Below are 18,837 nucleotides of genomic sequence, written 5' to 3' on the forward strand. Positions count from 1 at the left end.
ATCCGCCCAGAGTCTCGGTTCGGCAGATAGATCGCTGCGACTATGGAATGACGGAGACCTCCAGCAGGTTGTCAGCAGTAGGGAAGGGAGTCAGTCATGACCGACGTACTCATCGACCGACCGGAACTCGAGAACCTGGGGGTGTACGAGTTCGGCTGGTCCGACTCGGATGCCGCCGGTGCCAGCGCGAAACGCGGCATCAACGAAGCGGTCGTGACCAACATCTCGGCGCTCAAGAGCGAACCCGAATGGATGCTGAAGAACCGTCTGAAAGCCCTTCAGATCTTCGGCCGCAAGCCCATGCCGACGTGGGGCGCCGACCTCTCGGGCATCGACTTCGACAACATCAAATACTTCGTGCGCTCCACGGAGAAGCAGGCCACCACGTGGGACGACCTGCCCGACGACATCAAGAACACCTACGAGAAGCTCGGCATCCCCGAGGCGGAGCGTCAGCGCCTCGTCTCCGGCGTGGCCGCGCAGTACGAGTCGGAGGTGGTCTACCACCAGATCCGAGAAGACCTCGAGGCGCAGGGCGTCATCTTCATGGACACCGACACCGCGCTCCGCGAGCACCCCGAGTTCTTCACCGAGTACTTCGGCACCGTCATCCCCTCGGGCGACAACAAGTTCGCCGCGCTCAACACGGCCGTCTGGTCGGGCGGCTCGTTCGTCTACGTACCGAAGGGCGTGCACGTCGAGATTCCGTTGCAGGCCTACTTCCGCATCAACACCGAGAACATGGGCCAGTTCGAGCGCACGCTGATCATCGCCGACGAGGGCTCGTACGTGCACTACATCGAGGGCTGCACCGCCCCGATCTACAAGAGCGACTCGCTGCACTCGGCCGTGGTCGAGATCATCGTGAAGAAGAACGCCCGCGTTCGCTACACGACCATCCAGAACTGGTCGAACAACGTCTACAACCTCGTCACCAAGCGCGCGATCGCGCACGAGGGCGCGACGATGGAGTGGATCGACGGCAACATCGGCTCCAAGGTCACCATGAAGTACCCGTCGATCTACCTCGTGGGCGAGCACGCCAAGGGCGAGACGCTGTCGGTGGCCTTCGCCGGCCCGGGCCAGCACCAAGACGCCGGCGCCAAGATGATCCACATGGCGCCCTACACGCAGTCGTCGATCGTCTCGAAGTCGATCGCCCGTGGCGGTGGCCGAGCCGGTTATCGCGGCGAGGTGCGAATGTCGGAGAACGCGCACCACTCGGCGAACACCGTGCGCTGCGACGCGCTGCTGGTCGACACCATCTCGCGGTCGGACACCTACCCGGCCATCGACATCCGGGTCGACGACGTTCAGCTCGGGCACGAGGCCACGGTCTCGAAGGTGTCGGAGGAGCAGCTGTTCTACCTGATGTCGCGCGGTCTTCCCGAAGACGAGGCGATGGCGATGATCGTGCGCGGTTTCATCGAGCCGATCGCCCGTGAACTGCCGATGGAATACGCACTCGAACTCAACAAGCTCATCGAGATGGGCATGGAAGGCTCCGTAGGCTAAATGGCCGCCGACACCACAGCAACAGCTCCCGCTCCCGCCCCCGGCATAACCGAGGTCGCCGACCGCCAGACGGCCTTCGTGCCGGTGCAGACCCGCTCGGGCCGGTTCACCTCGACGTCGGTCGACGACTTCGAGGCCGTCACCGGTCTCGAGTTCGAGTGGAAGTTCGCCCCGCTCGCCCGGGTCAAGCACCTCACCGAGGCCGCGCTCGACGGGTCGCCCGTCGAGGTTCACTCGGCCGAGGTCGAGGGCGCCACGGTGGGGTGGATCGATCGGGCGGATGCCCGGATCGGCTCCGCCGGCACGCCCGAGGAGCGGGCGTCGGCGAACGCCTGGTCGAGTTTCGAGAAGGCGCTGCACATCCGGGTGACGGGCGAGGAGGCATCCGAGGTCGTGGTGCGTCGTGACTCGTTCGGCGAGGCCGCACGCTCGGCCCACGTCGTGATCGAGGCCGCGCCGAACAGCCGCGGCACCGTCATTCTCGAGCAGACCGGCGAGGCGAACCTCTCCGAGAACGTCGAGATCGTCGTGGGGGAGGGCGCTCAGCTCACCGTCGTGACCGTGCAGGAGTGGGACGACTCGGCCCGCCACCTCTCGAGCCATTTCGCCACCATCGGCCGCGACGCCAACCTGCGGCACGTGATCGTGTCGCTCGGCGGCGAGGTCGTGCGCGTCAACCCCGCGTTCCACCTCGTGGAGCAGGGCGCGAGCGTCGACTCGTTCGGCCTCTACTTCGCCGATGCGGGCCAGTACTTCGAGCAGCGCCCCTACATCGACCACGTCGCCGCCAACACGCGCAGCCGGGTCAATTACAAGGGCGCGCTGCAGGGCAAGGGTGCGCACACGGTCTGGGTGGGCGACGTGCTCATCGGCCCGCACGCCGACGGCACTGACAGCTACGAACAGAACCGCAACCTCGTGCTGAGCGAGGGCACCCGGGCCGACAGCATCCCGAACCTCGAGATCGAGACCGGCAACATCGTCGGTGCCGGCCACGCCTCGTCGACCGGCCGGTTCGACGACGAGCAGCTGTTCTACCTGCAGTCGCGTGGCATCAGCGAAGAAGAGGCGCGCCGACTCGTGGTGCGCGGCTTCCTCGCCGAGATCATCTCGCAGATCGGCTCGGCGTCGCTCGAGACCCGTCTGGGCGAGGCGATCGAAGCCGAGCTCCTGCGCGCCCAGGCAGGGGAGTAGCCCGTGGCCGAGAAGGTCTGTGCGGTCGACGACGTGCCGGTGAACCAAGCCGTGCGCGTGGTCGTCGGGGGAGTGCCGATCGCCGTCGTCAAAGACTCGGCGGGCGACATCCATGCCATCGGCGACACCTGCACCCACGGCGACATCTCGCTGGCGGAGGGTTTCGTCGAAGACGCTCCCTCTGCCTCCGGCGTGGGGCCCACCCTCGAGTGCTGGGCGCATGGCTCCAAGTTCTCGCTCGAGACCGGCAAGCCGCTGACGCTGCCGGCCTACGAGCCCGTTCCCGTGTTCGAGATCCAGGTGATCGACGGGGACATCTACATCGACCCAACCGTGACGAAAGAGATTGATTAGCATGTCCGTTCTGAAGATCGAAGACCTCCAGGTGAGCGTCGAGACCGAGCAGGGAACGAAGCAGATCCTGCGCGGCGTCGACCTCACCGTCGGCGAGGGCGAGACCCACGCGATCATGGGCCCCAACGGCTCGGGCAAGTCGACGCTCGCCTACGCGATCGCCGGGCACCCGAAGTACCACGTCGAGGGCGGCTCGGTCACGCTCGACGGCGTCGAGATGCTCGACAAGACGGTCGACGAGCGCGCCCGTGCGGGTCTGTTCCTCGCGATGCAGTACCCGGTCGAGATCCCGGGCGTCTCGGTGTCGAACTTCCTGCGCACCGCGAAGACCGCGATCGACGGCGAGGCTCCCGCCATCCGCGGGTGGATCAAAGACCTCGACTCCTCGATGACCGCGCTGCGCATGGACAAGTCGTTCCGTGAGCGCAACGTCAACGAGGGCTTCTCGGGCGGCGAGAAGAAGCGCAACGAGATCTTGCAGCTCGAACTTCTGAAGCCGAAGTTCGCCGTGCTCGACGAGACCGACTCCGGTCTCGACGTCGACGCGCTCAAGATCGTCTCCGAGGGCGTCAACCGCGCCAAAGAGAACACGGGGCTCGGCATCCTGCTGATCACCCACTACAACCGCATCCTGCGTTACGTGAAGCCCGACTTCGTGCACGTCTTCGTCGCCGGCCGCGTGGCCGAGCAGGGCGGTCCCGAACTCGCTGTGCGACTCGAGAACGAGGGATACGATCGATTTCTCGAGTCCTCGAACGTAGGATAACGATATGGTCACGACCCTAGAACCCCAACTCTTCGACCAGGTCGAAGAGGCGCTCAAAGACGTGATGGACCCCGAGCTCGGCGTGAACATCGTCGACCTGGGCCTCATCTACGATCTCGGCTGGGACGCAGAGCAAGACGCCCTCGTCATCAGCATGACCCTCACCTCGGCCGGCTGCCCGCTCACCGACGTGCTCGAGGAGCAGACCGCCGAGGCGCTCGACGGCATCGTCGAGCAGTTCCGCATCAACTGGGTGTGGATGCCGCCGTGGGGCCCCGACAAGATCACCGACGACGGCCGCGACATGATGCGCGCTCTGGGCTTCTCGATCTAGCCGCCTCGCCGCTCTCCCGCGGACTTCACCCAAACGTCGCGGCAACCTCCCCGAATACGGGGTGTGGTTGCCGCGACGTTTGCGTTTCTCCGCGCGGCGGCTTCTCCTCCACACGCAGAGCTCCGGATGCCGCATCCCACCGATGCCGGCCGGCGGGCGCGCCGACGCGCTCCCGGTGGCATCCTCGCCCCATGTCCGATGTCGTCGAAACCGTCTTCCGTCTGGGCGGAGTCGCGTCGTGCGACGAGCTCAGGTCACACGGGCACTCGTTGCGCGATGTGGACCGCGAGGTGCGACGCGGTGCGGCAGAGCGGCTTCGGCGCGGCTGGGTCGCGCTGCCCGGCGCCCCTGCCGACGTCGTGGCCGCCGTCTCGGCGGGCGGGGTCGTCTCCTGCCTCTCGGCGCTTCGCCGGCACGCCGTCTGGACGGGTCTCGACGAACGGCTGCACGTGCGAGTTCCGCGCTTCGCCCACCTCGCGGGCGATGCCGAGCCGCTCGCGCTCACCTTCCATCGCTCGCTGCAACTGCGAGACGTCGTCCCCGCCCGCGGAGGAGTTGACTCGCTCGGCTGGAGCATCGCTCACGCGGTCTCGTGCCAGCAGCGGTCCGATGCGGTGGCTTCACTGGACTCCGTGCTCCACCGCGGCCTGATGTCACGCGCATCCCTCTCGCGGTTGCTCGCCCAGTTGCCGGCGACCTTCCGCGACTACCTGACGCTCTGCGATCCGCGGGCGGAATCGGGGGTGGAGACGCGGGCGCGACTCGGTCTTCGGGCCGTCAACATCCGGTGCCGGCCCCAGGTGCGCATCGACGGAGTCGGGCGGGTCGACCTGCTCGTGGGGGATCGGCTGGTGATCGAGGTCGACGGTGGCCGATGGCATTCCGGGCCCGACGCCGTGCGGGCCGACAAGGCGCGCGATCTGGCCGCCGCCGAGCGGGGGTACCTCGTGCTGAGGCTCACCTACGAGCAGGTCATGTTCGAGTGGCCCCGAGTGGTCGCGGTCATCCGGGGGATGGTCGCCCGTGGCGAGCACACCTGGTCGGCACGGCACCGCCGCGGGGGGCTCGTGTGCCTGTGACGCGCGGACAACGGCAAACGTCGCGGCAGCCGCCCGGAATACGAGGGCGGTTGCCGCGACGCTTGCTGAACTCCGCGGGGCGCGCCGGCGGCGGCCGGCGGCGGCGCGCCGCGGAGTTACTTCTTGAAGCGGTCGGTGAGCTTCCAGGCGAGGGGGATGACGCCGGCCGCGATCAGGGCCTTGATGATGCCGCCCACGATGAAGGGGTAGAGGCCCGCTTCGAGGGTCTGCGAGAAGGTGAGGCCGAGAGAGGCGGCGAGCCAGGGGAGGCCGACCGCGAAGGTGATGACCGTGCCGGCCATGAAGGAGGCGAAAGCGCCGACGACCCGGCGGTCCCAATTGCGCTGGGCGAGCCATCCGGTCAGCCCCGCGGCGATGATGAAGCCCACGATGTAACCACCCGTCGGGCCCGCGATGACCTGCCAGCCGGATGCCGCGTCGCTGAACCACGGCACGCCCACCACGCCGAGCAGGGCGTAGACGACCATCGCGACCGCACCGCGCAGCGCGCCGAGTGTGGAGCCCACGAGCAGCACGGCGAGCGTCTGACCCGTGATCGGCACCGGCCAGAGCGGGATGGCGACCTGGGCGAGCAGGCCGGTGAAGGCGGCACCGCCCGCGACCAGCATCACGTCGGTGAGCACGCTACGCGAGATGAGACGATCGGCCAGAGTGGGCCGGCCGGCGGCGAGGGACAGGGTTGACATGCAGTCTCCTTCGAGGATGCGGGATCGCCGTGCGATGCGCGACGATTGCGCGCACAGCGAGCAGCGGTCAGCCGCCCGTGTCCCTCGAAATATACTAGAAGACACCTCCCCCTCCCGCCTGTTGTGGAAACGCAACGAAAGAATTGGATATCCCTGTGCTCAGCGTTACAGACCTGGCGATCCGGGTCGGCGCACGAACCCTCATGGAGGACGTGTCCTTCCGTGTCGGCGACGGCGACAAAGTGGGCCTCGTGGGCCGCAACGGGGCGGGGAAGACCACCCTCACGAAGGTTCTCTCCGGCGAACTGCAACCCGCCGCGGGTTCGGTGCATCGCACCGGCGAGCTCGGCTACCTGCCGCAAGACCCTCGATCGGGCGACCCCGACGAGCTCGCGCGCACGCGCATCCTGAACGCCCGCGGTCTCGGCTCGCTGCTGGAGGGAATGCACCAGTCGTCGATGGACATGGCCTCGGATGACCCGAAGACCAGTGCCGCCGCCATGAAGAAGTACGGCAACCTCACCGAGCGCTTCGACGCCCTCGGCGGGTACGCCGCCGAAGCCGAGGCCGCGTCGATCGCGAGCAACCTGAGCCTTCCCGACCGCATCCTCGACCAGCAGCTGAAGACCCTGTCGGGTGGTCAGCGCCGCCGCATCGAACTAGCACGCATCCTGTTCTCCGACGCCGAGACGCTCATTCTCGACGAGCCCACCAACCACCTCGACGCCGACTCGGTGGTGTGGTTGCGCGAGTTCCTCAAGAGCTACAACGGCGGCTTCATCGTGATCAGCCACGACATCGAACTCGTGGGCGAGACCGTGAACCGCGTGTTCTACCTCGACGCCAACCGTCAGGTGATCGACGTCTACAACATGAACTGGCGCAACTACCTCAAGCAGCGCGAGGCCGACGAGGAGCGCCGCAAAAAGGAGCGCACCAACGTCGAGAAGAAGGCCACCCAGCTGCAGATGCAGGCCGCGCGCTTCGGCGCCAAGGCCTCGAAGGCCGCGGCCGCCCACCAGATGGTGGCTCGGGCCGAGAAGATGCTGTCGGGCCTCGAAGAGGTGCGCGCGGTCGACCGCGTGGCCAAGCTGCGCTTCCCGACCCCCGTCGCCTGCGGGCGCACGCCGCTGATGGCCTCCAACCTCTCGAAGAGCTACGGGTCGCTCGAGATCTTCGCCGCCGTCGACCTCGCGATCGACCGCGGGTCGAAGGTGGTCGTGCTCGGCCTCAACGGCGCCGGTAAGACGACGCTGCTGCGCATCCTGGGCGGGGTCGACACGCCCGACACCGGCCAGATCGAACCGGGTCACGGCCTGCGCATCGGCTACTACGCGCAGGAGCACGAGACCATCGACGTGAAGCGCTCGGTGCTCGAGAACATGGTGTCGGCGTCGCCGAACCTCACCGAGACCGAGGCCCGGCGCGTGCTGGGTTCGTTCCTCTTCACCGGCGACGATTCGCACAAGCCCGCCGGCGTGCTCTCGGGCGGTGAGAAGACCCGCCTCGCGCTCGCGATGATCGTGGTCTCAGGCGCGAACGTGCTGCTGCTCGACGAGCCGACGAACAACCTCGACCCGGCCAGTCGCGAGGAGATCCTGGACGCGCTAGCCCACTACGAGGGCGCGGTCGTGCTGGTCAGCCACGACGAGGGCGCTGTCGAGGCGCTCAACCCCGAGCGGGTGCTCATCCTGCCCGACGGCGTCGAAGACCACTGGAACAAGGACTACGCCGACCTGATCAGTCTGGCGTAGACCGGCTGTCGAGGATCTCGTCCTCGACCTGCGCGTCGGTTCGCTTGGCGAGCCGCTTGCGCTCGCGCTCGGCCGCGCGCTCCTGCTCTTCGGGGTCGTCTTCGTTCACCCGGCGGTACTCCTGGCGGATGATGTAGCCGAGGCCCACGAAGCCCAGCAGGCCGAAGCAGAACCACTGGAACGTGTAGGAGAGGTGGGCGCCCTCGTCGGGCGTCGGCTTCGCCACGGCGGTCGGGCGCTCCGCCGGCGCCGGATCCTCCGACGCGAGCAGACCGTAGGCGCTCGTATAGGTAGGCTGCCCGACCTGGTCGGCGATCACGGGCAGCTCGATGGTGGCGATCTGCCCGGCGACAGCGCCCCGGCTGTCGAGGTGCGGCTCGCCCGCCTTCAGCCGCGCCACCACCGAGACGGTGCCGGTCGGCGCGGCGGGGACGGCGTCGGGAACGTCCTGCTTCTGGCCGGTGGGCACCCAGCCGCGGTCGACCACGAAGACGTCGCCGTTCGCGAGCTGGAACGGCACCAGCACGTCGAACCCGACGTCGCCGCCGAGCGGGCGATTGCGCACGAGCACTTGATCGTCGGTGAGGTAGCGCCCGGTCATCGAGACCGTCAGCCACTCCTGCGACGGGTCATAGGCGTCGAGCTCGGGCAGCACGTCCGCGAGCGGAGTCGGCTCGGCGTCGAAGTTCGTCTCGACCCGGTTGATCTCGGCCACGGCTTCGTCGCGCCGGGCGAGTTGCCACATCGCAAGCAGCACGCAGACGATCGCGAACACCACGGTGAGGGCCAGATAGCCCGCCCAGCGCCGGCTGATGAGGAAGCGCCATCCGGTCATGCGGTCATCGCGCCGTTCTGGTCGCGCAGCGGGAGCACCTCGAGCGGAAAATCACGGGCGGCCAGGAACTCGCGCAGGAACCCGACGTGCTCGTCGCACGCCAGCCACACCTTGCGCCGCGACTCGTCGTGGATCTTCGGATTGCGCCACTCGATGCGCCAGACGGCCTCGCCGCGGCATCCGGCCCGGGAGCATTCTTCGGCGGCCGGCTCGATTCCGAGCGAGATCATGACCGCGGAGCGCCGGGGGCAGCGGGGGCATCCGGGGAGGGAGCATCGGGCCCGGCGGTGTCGGGCCCGAGACCCTGCGCCGGCATCGGGCTGCGGTAGACCTCGATGGCCGTCGGACGCTCGGCCTTGCTCACCCACGACGTGCCGACGTTGCCGAGCACCACGGCGAAATAGGGCAGCAGGATCGCGCCCGCCGCCACGATTGCGAGCCACCAGCCCTGCACGAACAGCATCAGCACGAGGCACACGATGCGGATGCCCATGGTGACCATGTACTTGATCATGCGCTTGCGCCGCTCGTCATCGGGTGACGGCGGAAGGCTCGTGAGCGACTGCGGCTGCTGCTTCATGGTTGCCCTAAGCCTACGCTTCGTCGACTGCTCCTAAGCTGGGGGAGCCAGACCGTCTCGAACACGTAAGGACCACCCGCCGTGACCACTCCCACCACCCCCCGAACCGTTCTCGTCACCGGCGGAAATCGCGGAATCGGCTACGCGATCGCCCAGGAGTTCGTGGCCCAGGGTCATCGCGTCGCGGTCACCGCGCGGTCAGGGTCCGGCCCCGAGGGTACGCTCACGGTGGTCGCCGACGTCACCGACGGCGCCTCCGTCGACGCCGCGTTCGACGAGGTCGAGCGCGAACTGGGCCCGGTCGAGGTCGTCGTGGCCAATGCCGGCATCACGCGCGACATGCTGCTGCTCCGGATGTCGGAAGACGACTTCACGGCCGTGATCGACACAAACCTGACCGGGTCGTTCCGGGTGGTGAAGCGGGCGTCGAAGGGCATGCTGAAGGCGCGCTTCGGCCGCATCGTGCTCATCTCGAGCGTCGTGGGCCTCTACGGATCACCCGGACAGGTGAACTACAGCGCGTCGAAGAGCGCCCTCGTGGGATTCGCGCGCTCGATCTCGCGAGAGCTCGGCGCCCGCAACATCACGGCCAACGTGGTGGCGCCCGGGTTCATCGAGACCGACATGACCGCCGAGCTGCCCGAGGCGCAGCAGGCCGAGTACAAGAAGAGCATTCCGGCGGCCCGCTACGGCACCGCCGAGGAGGTGGCCAAGGCGGTGGCCTGGCTCGCCTCCGACGACGCCGCCTACATCACCGGCGCGGTCATCCCCGTCGACGGCGGCCTCGGCATGGGCCACTGACCCCTGCCCCGCCCCTGTCCTCCGCCGAGTTGCGCCAAACTGCCCGAACGCGAGCGTTCTTAGGGCAGTTTGGCGCAACTCGGCGAAGGGGAGGCGGGGTCAGCCGCGGAGGCCCAGGAGGGGGAGGAGCTGGCTGAGGTCGCGCACGTCCATGGCGAGGTCGGCGTGCTGCCGCACCAGGGGGCGCGCGTCGAAGGCCACGGAGAGGCCGGCGACCTCCATCATGCGCAGGTCGTTGGCACCGTCGCCCACGGCGATCGTGTGCGCGGCCGGAACCCCCCGCTCGGCAGCCCACTCGAGCAGCGCGTCGGCCTTCGACTGCGGATCGACGATCGGCCCGCTGACCGTGCCGGTGAGCACGCCGTCGGCGACGCCGAGCCGGTTGGCCCGCCAGTAGTCGAGCCCGAGTCGCTCGGCGAGCGGGTCGAGGATCTCGTGGAAACCCCCCGACACCACGCCCACCACGCTGCCGGAGGCGTGCAGGCCCTCGATCATGCGAGGAACCCCGGCCGTCACCTCGATCTGGCCGCGCACGTCGGCGAAGACGTCGGCCGACAGGCCCTTCAGGGTGGCGACGCGCTCGCGCAGGCTCTCGGCGAAGTCGATCTCGCCACGCATCGCGCGCTCCGTGATCGCGGCGACCTCGGCGTGGCGCCCGGCGCAATCGCCCAGCATCTCGATGACCTCGTTCTCGATGAGGGTCGAGTCGACGTCGAGAACGACCAGAAAGCGCGCGCCACCGGCATCCGGAGCATCGGACGGCTGGCGCGCGGGCGTGGACTCGTGTGCCAGCACCGGATGCTTCATGGAACTACGCGAACTCCCTTACCCACGACCGTGATCCCCGTGTCGGTGACCGTGAAGCCCCGCTCCCGGTCGCGGTCGGGATCGACGCCCACCTGGGCGCCGGCGGTGACGACGACGTTCTTGTCCAGGATAGCCCGGCGCACGACGGCGTCGGGTTCGATGTGAACGCGGTCGAACAGCACCGAGTGCTGCACCAGGGCGCCGGAGTCGACCGTGGTCCACGGCCCCACGACGCTGCCCTCGACCCGGGCGCCCGAGATGAGGCAGCCGAGCGACACGATCGACTCGACCGTCACGCCCGGGTTGCCCTTGCTGTCGCGCACGAACTTGGCCGGCGGCGAGTTGAGCTGCTGCGTGTAGATGGGCCAGGTCTCGTTGTAGAGGTTGAACACCGGCAGGGCCGAGATGAGGTCTTGGTGGGCGTCGTAGAACGACTCGATCGTTCCCACGTCGCGCCAGTAGTAGCGGTCGCGATCGGTCGACCCGGGCACCTCGTTGCGCTTGAGGTCGTAGACGGCGGCATTGCCGGCGGCCACGAAGTCGGGGATGATGTCGCCGCCCATGTCGTGGCTCGACTCGGGCCGCTCGCCGTCGCGGATGACCGCGTCGATGAGCTGGTCGGCGTCGAAGATGTAGTTGCCCATCGAGGCGAGCACTTCGTGCGGGGAGTCGGCGAGCCCCGTGGCGTTCTTCGGCTTCTCGAGGAACTCGTCGATGAGAGTGGGGTCGTCGGCCGAGGTCTGGATGACGCCGAACTGGTCGCTGAGCTCGATCGGCTGGCGGATGGCGGCCACGGTCGCACCCTTGCCCGACTCGATGTGGGCCTGGATCATCTGGCCGAAGTCCATGCGGTAGACGTGGTCGGCGCCGACCACGACCACGATGTCGGGCTTCTCGTCGCGGATCAGGTTGAGCGACTGCAGGATGGCGTCGGCCGAGCCCGAGAACCAGCGCTTGCCGAGCCGCTGCTGAGCCGGCACCGACGCGATGTAGGAGTTGAGCAGGCCGTCGAGGTGCCAGGTCTGCGACACGTGACGGTCGAGCGAGTGCGACTTGTACTGCGTCAGCACGACGATCTGGCGCAGCCCCGAGTTGACGAGGTTCGACAACGCGAAATCGATGAGACGGTAGCCGCCTCCGAAGGGAACGCCCGGCTTGGCCCGGTCGGCGGTGAGGGGCATGAGTCGCTTGCCCTCGCCCCCGGCGAGCACGATGCCGAAGATCTTCTTTGATGCAGCCATACCCCCAACCATAATGAGGTTTCCGACGAGCAGTACTACCGTTCAACTATGCGAGTAGATGTGATTTCCCGTGAGTATCCGCCCGAGGTCTACGGAGGGGCGGGAGTGCACGTCGCCGAGCTCGTCAAGAGCCTGCGGAGCCACCTCGACGTCACGGTGCGGTGCTTCGGCGCGCCCCGGTCGGAGGAAGGGGTGTTCGCCTACGGCATCCCGACCGAGCTCGAGGGCGCCAACCCGTCGCTCACCACCCTCGGCGTCGACCTGCAGATCGCCGAGGCGATCGCCGCGGCGGGAACGGATGTCGTGCACTCGCACACCTGGTACGCCAACGCGGCCGGGCGACTCGCCTCGCTGCTCGCGGGCGTGCCGCACGTCGTCACCGCGCACTCGCTCGAGCCGTTGCGGCCCTGGAAGGCCGAGCAGCTCGGCGGCGGCTACCGCATCTCGTCGCTGATCGAGAAGGATGCGTTCGAGTCGGCCGACGCGGTCATCGCGGTGAGCGGGGGCATGCGCCGCGACATCCTGCGCTCCTATCCGGCGATCGACGAGTCGCGGGTGAGCGTGGTCTACAACGGCATCGATCTCGAGACCTGGAAACCGCACTACGACGAAGACGTGCTGCGCCGCCACGGCATCGACGCGAGCCGGCCGACGGTCGTGTTCGTCGGCCGCATCACGCGCCAGAAGGGCCTGCCCTACCTGCTGCGCGCGATCGCGCTGCTGCCCGAAGACGTGCAGGTCGTGCTCTGCGCGGGGGCGCCCGACACCCCCGCCATCCTCGAAGAGGTGAGCTCGGCCGTGCGCACCCTCCAGCAGACCCGTGGCGGGATCGTCTGGATCGACGAGATCCTGCCGCAGCCCCAGCTCGCCGCCGTGCTCACCGCGGCCACGGTGTTCGTCTGCCCCTCGATCTACGAGCCGCTCGGCATCGTGAACCTCGAGGCGATGGCCTGCGGGCTGCCCGTGGTCGGAACGGCGACCGGCGGCATCCCCGAGGTGGTCGACGACGGCGTCACGGGGCTGCTGGTGCCCATCGAACAGCTGCAGGACGGCACGGGCACGCCGACCGACCCCGACCGGTTCGTGGCCGATCTGGCGCGAGCGCTCACCGAGGTCGTGAGCGATCCGGTGCGGGCCGCCGCGATGGGCGAGGCCGGGCGGGCGCGGGCCGAGGCGGAGTTCAGCTGGGGCCGCATCGCGGCGCAGACCGCCGAGATCTACCGCTCTCTGGTGCGCTGACACGGCCGCGCCGGTACGGCAGGGTCGGCGCGGTTGGTTAGGCTTAGAACCATGCCCAATGTGCTCGATCTCGAAGACGTTTCGGTTGTTCGCGATGGAAATCGCATCCTGACTGATCTGAACTGGAAGGTCGACGGCGATCAGCGCTGGGTGGTGCTCGGCCCGAACGGCGCGGGCAAGACGACCCTGCTGCAAATCGCGGCGGCGATGAACCATCCCTCTGGTGGCACGGTGCACGTGCTCGACGGCAAGCTCGGCGAGGTCGACCTGTTCGAGCTGCGGCCGCGCGTCGGCTTCGCCTCGAGCGCCATGGCCCGCCGGTTCCCGGCGAACGAGACGGTGCTGAACGTCGTGCTCACCGCGGCCTACTCGGTGACCGGGCGCTGGAACGAGTCGTACGAAGACATCGACCTGCGCCGCGCCCAGCGGGTGCTCGCGGAATGGAAGCTCGATCACCTGTCGGAGCGGCTGTTCGGCTCGCTCAGCGACGGCGAGCAGAAGCGCGTGCAGATCGCGCGCTCGGTGATGACCGACCCCGAGCTGCTGCTGCTCGACGAGCCCGCGGCGAGCCTCGACCTCGGTGCCCGCGAAGAACTGCTGCAGCTGCTCGGCGGCTACGCCAGTGCGCCCGAAGCGCCCGCGATCGTGATGGTGACCCACCACGTCGAGGAGATTCCGCGCGGGTTCACCCACGCGATGCTGCTGAAGAAGGGCGAGGTAGTGGCCAGCGGCCCTATCGGCGACGTGCTGACCTCTGAGAACCTCGAGACCACGTTCGGCCTGCCGATCGCGCTCAGCGAAGACGACGGCCGTTACACAGCGCGCGCATCCTGAGCGTGTTCCTGGAACACAGCAGTCAAACCTGCTAAGCTATCTAGCTGGCCCGTCTAGTCTGGCCAAAGATTTCCCATCCCCTGAGCAGTCAAAACAAGGACACCACCATGAAGTCTGACACCCACCCCGACTACGCCCCGGTCGTCTTCCGCGACCTGGCCAGCGGCGCCACGTTCCTCACCCGCTCGACCGTGTCGAGCTCGAAGACGATCGAATGGGAAGACGGCAACACCTACCCGGTCATCGACGTCGAGATCTCGTCGGAGTCGCACCCGTTCTACACGGGCAAGCAGCGCATCCTCGACTCCGCCGGCCGCGTCGAGAAGTTCAACAGCCGCTACAAGGGCTTCGGCGGCAGCAAGTAGCTTTCGCAATCACACGCACGGGCGACCCCGTCGACTTCGGTCGGCGGGGTTTTCTGTTGCCACGGGCGTGCTGCGCGCCCGCACCTCTTCCGACGAGAATGGGTGGGTGATGGCGCGATGACGTCCGGCAGCGACGTGCGGCAGCGGCTCCGCGCGCTTCCCGTGGGGGAGTGGAGCGGGTACCTCGCTGAGCACTCCGGGCTTCCCGGTCCTCGCGCGAACCTCGAGCTCGCTCAGGCGGTGGCGGATGTCGCCGACGCCGACACTCTTCGCGCCTTCGCTCAGGGTGCCGACGAGTATCGCGCCCTCTGCGGAGCCATCGGCCTGGGCCGGCTGCTGGTCGAGCTCGCCGCGCGCGCCGAGGCAACCGACACGCGAGCGGACGCCGACGCCGACAACCACGACAGCGCCGCCGCCGACGCCCCCGAACTGCGGCTCGAGCTGCGCCGGCTCGCAGCCGACGAGCGCTGGCGCGTGCGCGAGGGAGTCGCGATGGCGCTGCAACGGTTGGGCGATGCCGCCCCCGAGACGCTGTGGGCTCTCGCCGACCAGTGGCTGACCGAGGTGGAGTCGCGTACCGCGCGGGCGGGCGTGGATCGGGCAGGAACACCGCCCACGAGCGCAGCACCCGCAGGCGCCCCAGCCGCAGTGGCGGCTACCGACGACCACCTCTCGCTGACCGAGGTGAAGGCGCGAACCGCGCGGGCGAGCGCAGATCGGGCGGCCCCACCGCCGACGGGCGCCCCAGCCGCGGGGGCGGCCACCGACGACCACCCTCTGCTGATCGCGCGAGCTGTCGCGGCGGGCATCGCCGAACCGCGCCTGGTCAGACGCGAGCAAGCGGCGCGGCGTGCTCTCGGCATCCTGGATCGCATCACCGCATTGCTGGTCGCGGTGCCGGCCCGCGATCGACGCCACGGCGACGCCCGCGTGCTGCGCCAGGTTCTCGGCTACTGCTGGAGCGTTGCGCTCGTCGGCGCTCCAGCCGACGGTTTCGACGCACTCGACCGCTGGGCGGCGAGCGGAGATGCGGATGCCGCCTGGATCGTTCGCGAGAACCTCAAGAAGGCCCGCCTCGTGCGAGCCGACCCGGAGCGCGCCGAGACCCTGCGCGCGCTCTGCTGACGCGCCGGCGCGAGTCACACCGGCGACGTTCTACGCCGAGGCCTACGCGGACGCACGGCGCGGAGACTCGGGCCAGCCGCGACGCGACGTGAACGACGGGTTCTTGGTGCGGCGCATGTAGTCCTCGAACGAGGCGCACTGCTCTTCGTGCCAGGCGACCTGTGCCTCGTGCAGGTCGTGCGGCGAGAGATCGAGCTCGGCGGCGAACTTCGCGGCGATCGCCTGCGCGACCCGGCCGGCGGCGATCGCGTCGGCGCCGGCGTCGTGGGCGTCGAGGAGTTCGACGCCGTAATGCGCCGCCGACACTTCGAGGGTGCGCTTGCCCTTGCGGTAGCGGTCGACCTGCTTGTCGATCACCAGCGGATCGATCACCGGCGACGGCTGCTCGAGCGGCGGCACGCCGTGGCGAACGGCCTCGCGGTTGAGCAGCGTGATGTCGTAGGGCGCGTTGTAGACCACGATCGCGTAGCCTTCGGCGAGGGCTCGCCGCAGCTCGGCCACGATCTCGGCGACCACGTCGGCGGCCGGCCGCCCGGCGGAGCGGGCGTGCTCGGTGGTGATGCCATGCACGGCCGTGGCCTGCTCAGGGATGTCGACCTGCGGATCGGCCAGCCAGTCGAGTCGTGACACCGCGGTGCCTGAGGCATCCAGCAGCGAGATGTTGGCCGTGACGATGCGACTCGTCTCGACGTCGATGCCGGTGGTCTCGAGGTCGAACACCGCCAGGCGCTCGGCCCAGGCCGGCACCGGAAGCGCCATCGGCGGGCCCTCGTCGAACGGGCCCTCGCGCCAGTCGGGCTCGTCGTGCCAGTCGGGCTCGCGGGGCCACTCCTCCCGCCGCCAGTCGGGCTCCGCGGGCGCACGAGGAGCCCGCGGGGCATCCGCATCAGGATAGGGGGCGTAGGGCGCGAAAGGGGTCGCGGCAGTCGACGACGGACCGCCGGTGACCGGCAGCGACACCGTCGACGAGGTCGAGTAGGTGGTCTCCGGCGCCGGCGCCGACCCCGCTCCGGGCACCGCACCGTGAGCCGGCGGATGATGCGGTGCGGCAGCCGCGTGGGCCGGCGCCCCCGACGGCCCTGCGGCGTCATCCGGCACCCCCGGCCCTGCCGCGGGCGACGTCTCCGCGGGCGGCGGCGGGAACGCGGGCCCGAACTTCTCGGTGACGGTCACCGACACCGTCACCGATCGCTCCACCACCACCCCGTCGTCGGGGGCTCCACCGGCGTGCCGCCCCAGGCGCCGCGGGCCGAAGGGCGCCTCGCCGCGCTCGTTCTCCGGAATGTCGAACAGCGGAATCTGAGTCTCGGTCACCCGCTAGCGCCCTCTCTCGATCGCCCGCTGGGCGGGATCGGCACGGGGCACGGACAGCGCGGGGGAATTCACGTTTGAACTCTAGGACGAACCACCGACGCCCCGGTGACCGGGGCCGCGCGCCGTGCAAACGCCGCGCAAACCCCGTGCAGACGCCGCGCGAACCCCGACCGGATGTCGGCGCGCACGTCGCGCGCCACCCCGCTAGCGGCCCTGCTCCTGCTCGGTGGTCTGCCCGACGTGCAGCCAGTAGAACGCCTGCGTGCCGAAGGTGAGGCTCACGGTGCCGTTCTCGTCGAACGACGGGAACTCGGCGTGGCCGAACAGGTCGAACAACCGGCGGTTCGCGAACTGGGGCGCAGTGATGGTGGCCGACACCGGGTTGTGGGCGAAGCTGAACACGCAGAGCACGTCTTCCGGTCCGTCGCCGAAGTATGCGCCCGACCCCTCGTAGCTACGCACGAAGGCGAGCACCGACTCGTGGTCGGAGCCGACGACCTCCATCGACCCGAGCCCGAACGTCGGATGCGCCTTGCGCACGTGGATGACGTTGCGCACCCAGTGCAGCAGCGAGCGCGACTGGGCCAGCTGCGACTCGACGTTGACGAGGTTGTAGTTGTAGACCAGCGACTGCACCACGGGCAGGAACAGCTTGCCCGGGTCGGCGGTGGAGAACCCGGCGTTGCGGTCGGGCGTCCACTGCATGGGCGTGCGCGAGGAGTCGCGGTCGGGCAGCCAGATGTTGTCGCCCATGCCGATCTCGTCGCCGTAGTAGAGGAACGGCGAACCGGGCAGCGCGAACAGCAGCGCGTGCGCGAGTTCGAGCTCGGCCCGCGAGTTGTCGAGCAGCGGAGCGAGGCGCCGCCGGATGCCGATGTTCGAGCGCATGCGCGGATCGTAGGCATACCAGCCGTACATCGCCTGCCGGTACTCCTCTGACACCATCTCGAGGGTCAGCTCGTCGTGGTTGCGCAGGAAGACGCCCCAGGCGGCTCCCTCGGGGATGTCGGTGGTCTCCGACAGCACCCGGATCAGCTCGTCGGCCTTCTGCGACCGCAGCGAGTAGTAGATGCGCGGCATCACCGGGAAGTCGAATGCCATGTGGCACTCGGGCTCCTCGTCGGTGCCGAAGAACGCGGCCACCTCGCGCGGCCACTGGTTCGCCTCGGCCACGAGCATGCGGCCCGGGTATTCGGTGTCGATCATCTCGCGCAGCTTCACGATGTATTCGTGCGTCTTGGGCTCGCCCTCGCCGTTGCCCTCGTCGGACTCGAAGAGGTAGGGGATGGCGTCGAGCCGCAGACCGTCGACGCCCATGTCGAGCCAGAACCGGCAGATGTCGAAGATGGCCTCCTGCACGGCGGGGTTCTCGAAGTTGAGGTCGGGCTGGTGCGAGAAGAACCGGTGCCAGAAGAACTGCCGGCGCACCGGGTCGAAGGTCCAGTTCGACTCCTCGGTGTCGACGAAGATGATGCGGATGTTCTCGTACTTCTCGGCCGTGTCGCTCCACACGTAGAAATCGCCGTAGGGCCCCTCGGGGTCGGCCCGCGACTGCTGGAACCACTCGTGCGCGTCGGAGGTGTGGTTGAGCGGAAAGTCCATGATGATGCGCATGTTGCGCTCGTGCGCCTTCGTGACGAGGTCGCGGAACTCCTCGACGGTGCCGTAGTCGGGCAGCACCGCCTTGAAGTCGGAGACGTCGTAGCCGCCGTCGCGCAACGGCGACTTGAAGAACGGCGGCAGCCAGAGCGCGTCGATGCCGAGCCACTGCAGGTAGTCGAGCTTCGAGATCAGCCCCGCGATGTCGCCGAACCCGTCACCGTTCGAGTCGACGAACGACCGGATCATCACTTCGTAGAACACCGCCCGCCGGTACCACTGAGGGTCGAGAGTCAGACCCGGCAATTGAATGGGTGCGGTGAAGTTCACGGGTGTCCTTTCGGAACATCGACGGCAACGTGCATTCCTGGATTCACGATAGTCCAGACCGCCC

General features: G+C 68.6%; 20 protein-coding genes. 12 read left to right on the forward strand and 8 right to left on the reverse strand.

Features of this window, described 5'->3' with window-relative positions; translation table 11 throughout:
• Nucleotides 1-96 precede the first annotated feature (96 nt).
• The 6 genes from sufB to N1032_RS06200 all read left to right on the forward strand — a co-directional run bounded on the left by sufB (nucleotide 97) and on the right by N1032_RS06200 (nucleotide 5,242).
• Nucleotides 97-1,515, forward strand: coding sequence for a Fe-S cluster assembly protein SufB (gene sufB / locus N1032_RS06175; RefSeq protein ID WP_259538134.1), 1,419 nt, complete (start codon nucleotides 97-99; stop codon nucleotides 1,513-1,515).
• Entirely contained in the window at nucleotides 1,516-2,709 is a 1,194-nt protein-coding gene (gene sufD / locus N1032_RS06180) for a Fe-S cluster assembly protein SufD (protein ID WP_259538136.1), read from the forward strand.
• A gap of 3 nt (nucleotides 2,710-2,712) precedes the next feature.
• Nucleotides 2,713-3,063, forward strand: coding sequence for a non-heme iron oxygenase ferredoxin subunit (locus N1032_RS06185; RefSeq protein WP_259538137.1), 351 nt, complete (start codon nucleotides 2,713-2,715; stop codon nucleotides 3,061-3,063).
• A gap of 1 nt (nucleotide 3,064) precedes the next feature.
• Entirely contained in the window at nucleotides 3,065-3,829 is a 765-nt protein-coding gene (gene sufC / locus N1032_RS06190; RefSeq protein ID WP_259538138.1) for a Fe-S cluster assembly ATPase SufC, read from the forward strand.
• Between the two features lie 4 nt (nucleotides 3,830-3,833).
• On the forward strand, nucleotides 3,834-4,163 hold the full coding sequence (locus tag N1032_RS06195; RefSeq protein ID WP_259538139.1) for a metal-sulfur cluster assembly factor: 330 nt from the start codon (nucleotides 3,834-3,836) through the stop codon (nucleotides 4,161-4,163).
• A 191-nt stretch (nucleotides 4,164-4,354) separates the two neighbouring features.
• Nucleotides 4,355-5,242 carry an endonuclease domain-containing protein gene (locus tag N1032_RS06200; RefSeq protein WP_259538140.1) on the forward strand — a complete coding sequence of 296 codons (888 nt, stop codon included), beginning with the start codon at nucleotides 4,355-4,357 and terminating at the stop codon, nucleotides 5,240-5,242.
• A gap of 116 nt (nucleotides 5,243-5,358) precedes the next feature.
• Here N1032_RS06200 and N1032_RS06205 read toward each other — a convergent pair whose 3' ends face one another.
• Nucleotides 5,359-5,949: a biotin transporter BioY gene (locus N1032_RS06205; protein ID WP_259538142.1), complete on the reverse strand. Its 591-nt coding sequence runs from the start codon at nucleotides 5,947-5,949 to the stop codon at nucleotides 5,359-5,361.
• Between the two features lie 155 nt (nucleotides 5,950-6,104).
• Here N1032_RS06205 and N1032_RS06210 point away from each other — a divergent pair, with 155 nt between their 5' ends.
• A complete protein-coding gene (locus N1032_RS06210; protein ID WP_259538143.1) occupies nucleotides 6,105-7,703 on the forward strand; it encodes an ABC-F family ATP-binding cassette domain-containing protein in 1,599 nt (532 codons plus the stop codon).
• Here N1032_RS06210 and N1032_RS06215 read toward each other — a convergent pair.
• From N1032_RS06215 to N1032_RS06225, 3 genes are read right to left on the reverse strand one after another with little or no spacing between them, the layout of a single operon-like run.
• Complete coding sequence (locus N1032_RS06215; RefSeq protein ID WP_259538144.1) at nucleotides 7,690-8,538, reverse strand: SURF1 family cytochrome oxidase biogenesis protein; 849 nt, start codon at nucleotides 8,536-8,538, stop codon at nucleotides 7,690-7,692. The two genes, N1032_RS06210 and N1032_RS06215, sit on opposite strands and share 14 nt — an antisense overlap.
• Entirely contained in the window at nucleotides 8,535-8,768 is a 234-nt protein-coding gene (locus N1032_RS06220; RefSeq protein WP_259538145.1) for a hypothetical protein, read from the reverse strand. The genes N1032_RS06215 and N1032_RS06220 overlap by 4 nt, the downstream gene beginning before the upstream one ends.
• A complete protein-coding gene (locus N1032_RS06225; RefSeq protein WP_259538146.1) occupies nucleotides 8,765-9,118 on the reverse strand; it encodes a DUF3099 domain-containing protein in 354 nt (117 codons plus the stop codon). The genes N1032_RS06220 and N1032_RS06225 overlap by 4 nt, the downstream gene beginning before the upstream one ends.
• 81 nt (nucleotides 9,119-9,199) lie before the next feature.
• On the opposite strand from N1032_RS06225, the gene N1032_RS06230 reads away from it, so the two are divergent.
• Entirely contained in the window at nucleotides 9,200-9,919 is a 720-nt protein-coding gene (locus N1032_RS06230) for a beta-ketoacyl-ACP reductase (protein ID WP_259538147.1), read from the forward strand.
• 99 nt (nucleotides 9,920-10,018) lie between these two features.
• Here N1032_RS06230 and serB read toward each other — a convergent pair whose 3' ends face one another.
• Both serB and N1032_RS06240 read right to left on the reverse strand, forming a co-directional pair.
• Nucleotides 10,019-10,726 (reverse strand): phosphoserine phosphatase SerB, encoded by a 708-nt coding sequence (gene serB, locus N1032_RS06235; RefSeq protein WP_259538150.1) that lies wholly within the window; start codon nucleotides 10,724-10,726, stop codon nucleotides 10,019-10,021.
• Nucleotides 10,723-11,967 (reverse strand): glucose-1-phosphate adenylyltransferase, encoded by a 1,245-nt coding sequence (locus N1032_RS06240; RefSeq protein ID WP_259538151.1) that lies wholly within the window; start codon nucleotides 11,965-11,967, stop codon nucleotides 10,723-10,725. The genes serB and N1032_RS06240 overlap by 4 nt, the downstream gene beginning before the upstream one ends.
• A 48-nt stretch (nucleotides 11,968-12,015) precedes the next feature.
• Between N1032_RS06240 and glgA the strand changes: the two genes are divergently transcribed.
• From glgA to N1032_RS06260, 4 genes are all read left to right on the forward strand, one after another.
• Nucleotides 12,016-13,206 (forward strand): glycogen synthase, encoded by a 1,191-nt coding sequence (gene glgA / locus N1032_RS06245; RefSeq protein WP_259538152.1) that lies wholly within the window; start codon nucleotides 12,016-12,018, stop codon nucleotides 13,204-13,206.
• 51 nt (nucleotides 13,207-13,257) lie between these two features.
• Nucleotides 13,258-14,040 (forward strand): ABC transporter ATP-binding protein, encoded by a 783-nt coding sequence (locus N1032_RS06250; RefSeq protein ID WP_259538153.1) that lies wholly within the window; start codon nucleotides 13,258-13,260, stop codon nucleotides 14,038-14,040.
• A 107-nt stretch (nucleotides 14,041-14,147) separates the two neighbouring features.
• Complete coding sequence (locus tag N1032_RS06255; RefSeq protein ID WP_259538154.1) at nucleotides 14,148-14,405, forward strand: type B 50S ribosomal protein L31; 258 nt, start codon at nucleotides 14,148-14,150, stop codon at nucleotides 14,403-14,405.
• 117 nt (nucleotides 14,406-14,522) lie between these two features.
• On the forward strand, nucleotides 14,523-15,530 hold the full coding sequence (locus tag N1032_RS06260) for a hypothetical protein (RefSeq protein ID WP_259538155.1): 1,008 nt from the start codon (nucleotides 14,523-14,525) through the stop codon (nucleotides 15,528-15,530).
• A gap of 42 nt (nucleotides 15,531-15,572) precedes the next feature.
• Here the strand turns inward: N1032_RS06260 and N1032_RS06265 are convergent, their stop codons facing one another.
• Nucleotides 15,573-16,289: an exonuclease domain-containing protein gene (locus N1032_RS06265; protein ID WP_259538660.1), complete on the reverse strand. Its 717-nt coding sequence runs from the start codon at nucleotides 16,287-16,289 to the stop codon at nucleotides 15,573-15,575.
• A gap of 759 nt (nucleotides 16,290-17,048) precedes the next feature.
• Nucleotides 17,049-18,773: a maltose alpha-D-glucosyltransferase gene (gene treS, locus N1032_RS06270; RefSeq protein WP_259538156.1), complete on the reverse strand. Its 1,725-nt coding sequence runs from the start codon at nucleotides 18,771-18,773 to the stop codon at nucleotides 17,049-17,051.
• Nucleotides 18,774-18,837: the final 64 nt, after the last annotated feature.

The sequence above is a fragment of the Herbiconiux daphne genome, assembly GCF_024979295.1.
Lineage (GTDB): Bacteria > Actinomycetota > Actinomycetes > Actinomycetales > Microbacteriaceae > Herbiconiux > Herbiconiux daphnes.

Bases quoted from the DNA above. Each gene is read 5' to 3' on its own strand.
- N1032_RS06195 (WP_259538139.1), top strand. From the start codon at position 3,834: ATGGTCACGACCCTAGAACCCCAACTCTTCGACCAGGTCGAAGAGGCG.
- glgA (WP_259538152.1), top strand. From the start codon at position 12,016: ATGCGAGTAGATGTGATTTCCCGTGAGTATCCGCCCGAGGTCTACGGA.
- sufB (WP_259538134.1), top strand. From the start codon at position 97: ATGACCGACGTACTCATCGACCGACCGGAACTCGAGAACCTGGGGGTG.
- serB (WP_259538150.1), bottom strand. From the start codon at position 10,726: ATGAAGCATCCGGTGCTGGCACACGAGTCCACGCCCGCGCGCCAGCCG.
- N1032_RS06225 (WP_259538146.1), bottom strand. From the start codon at position 9,118: ATGAAGCAGCAGCCGCAGTCGCTCACGAGCCTTCCGCCGTCACCCGAT.
- N1032_RS06240 (WP_259538151.1), bottom strand. From the start codon at position 11,967: ATGGCTGCATCAAAGAAGATCTTCGGCATCGTGCTCGCCGGGGGCGAG.
- N1032_RS06220 (WP_259538145.1), bottom strand. From the start codon at position 8,768: ATGATCTCGCTCGGAATCGAGCCGGCCGCCGAAGAATGCTCCCGGGCC.
- sufC (WP_259538138.1), top strand. From the start codon at position 3,065: ATGTCCGTTCTGAAGATCGAAGACCTCCAGGTGAGCGTCGAGACCGAG.
- N1032_RS06200 (WP_259538140.1), top strand. From the start codon at position 4,355: ATGTCCGATGTCGTCGAAACCGTCTTCCGTCTGGGCGGAGTCGCGTCG.
- N1032_RS06265 (WP_259538660.1), bottom strand. From the start codon at position 16,289: ATGGCGCTTCCGGTGCCGGCCTGGGCCGAGCGCCTGGCGGTGTTCGAC.
- sufD (WP_259538136.1), top strand. From the start codon at position 1,516: ATGGCCGCCGACACCACAGCAACAGCTCCCGCTCCCGCCCCCGGCATA.
- N1032_RS06255 (WP_259538154.1), top strand. From the start codon at position 14,148: ATGAAGTCTGACACCCACCCCGACTACGCCCCGGTCGTCTTCCGCGAC.
- N1032_RS06205 (WP_259538142.1), bottom strand. From the start codon at position 5,949: ATGTCAACCCTGTCCCTCGCCGCCGGCCGGCCCACTCTGGCCGATCGT.
- N1032_RS06260 (WP_259538155.1), top strand. From the start codon at position 14,523: ATGACGTCCGGCAGCGACGTGCGGCAGCGGCTCCGCGCGCTTCCCGTG.
- N1032_RS06250 (WP_259538153.1), top strand. From the start codon at position 13,258: ATGCCCAATGTGCTCGATCTCGAAGACGTTTCGGTTGTTCGCGATGGA.
- N1032_RS06215 (WP_259538144.1), bottom strand. From the start codon at position 8,538: ATGACCGGATGGCGCTTCCTCATCAGCCGGCGCTGGGCGGGCTATCTG.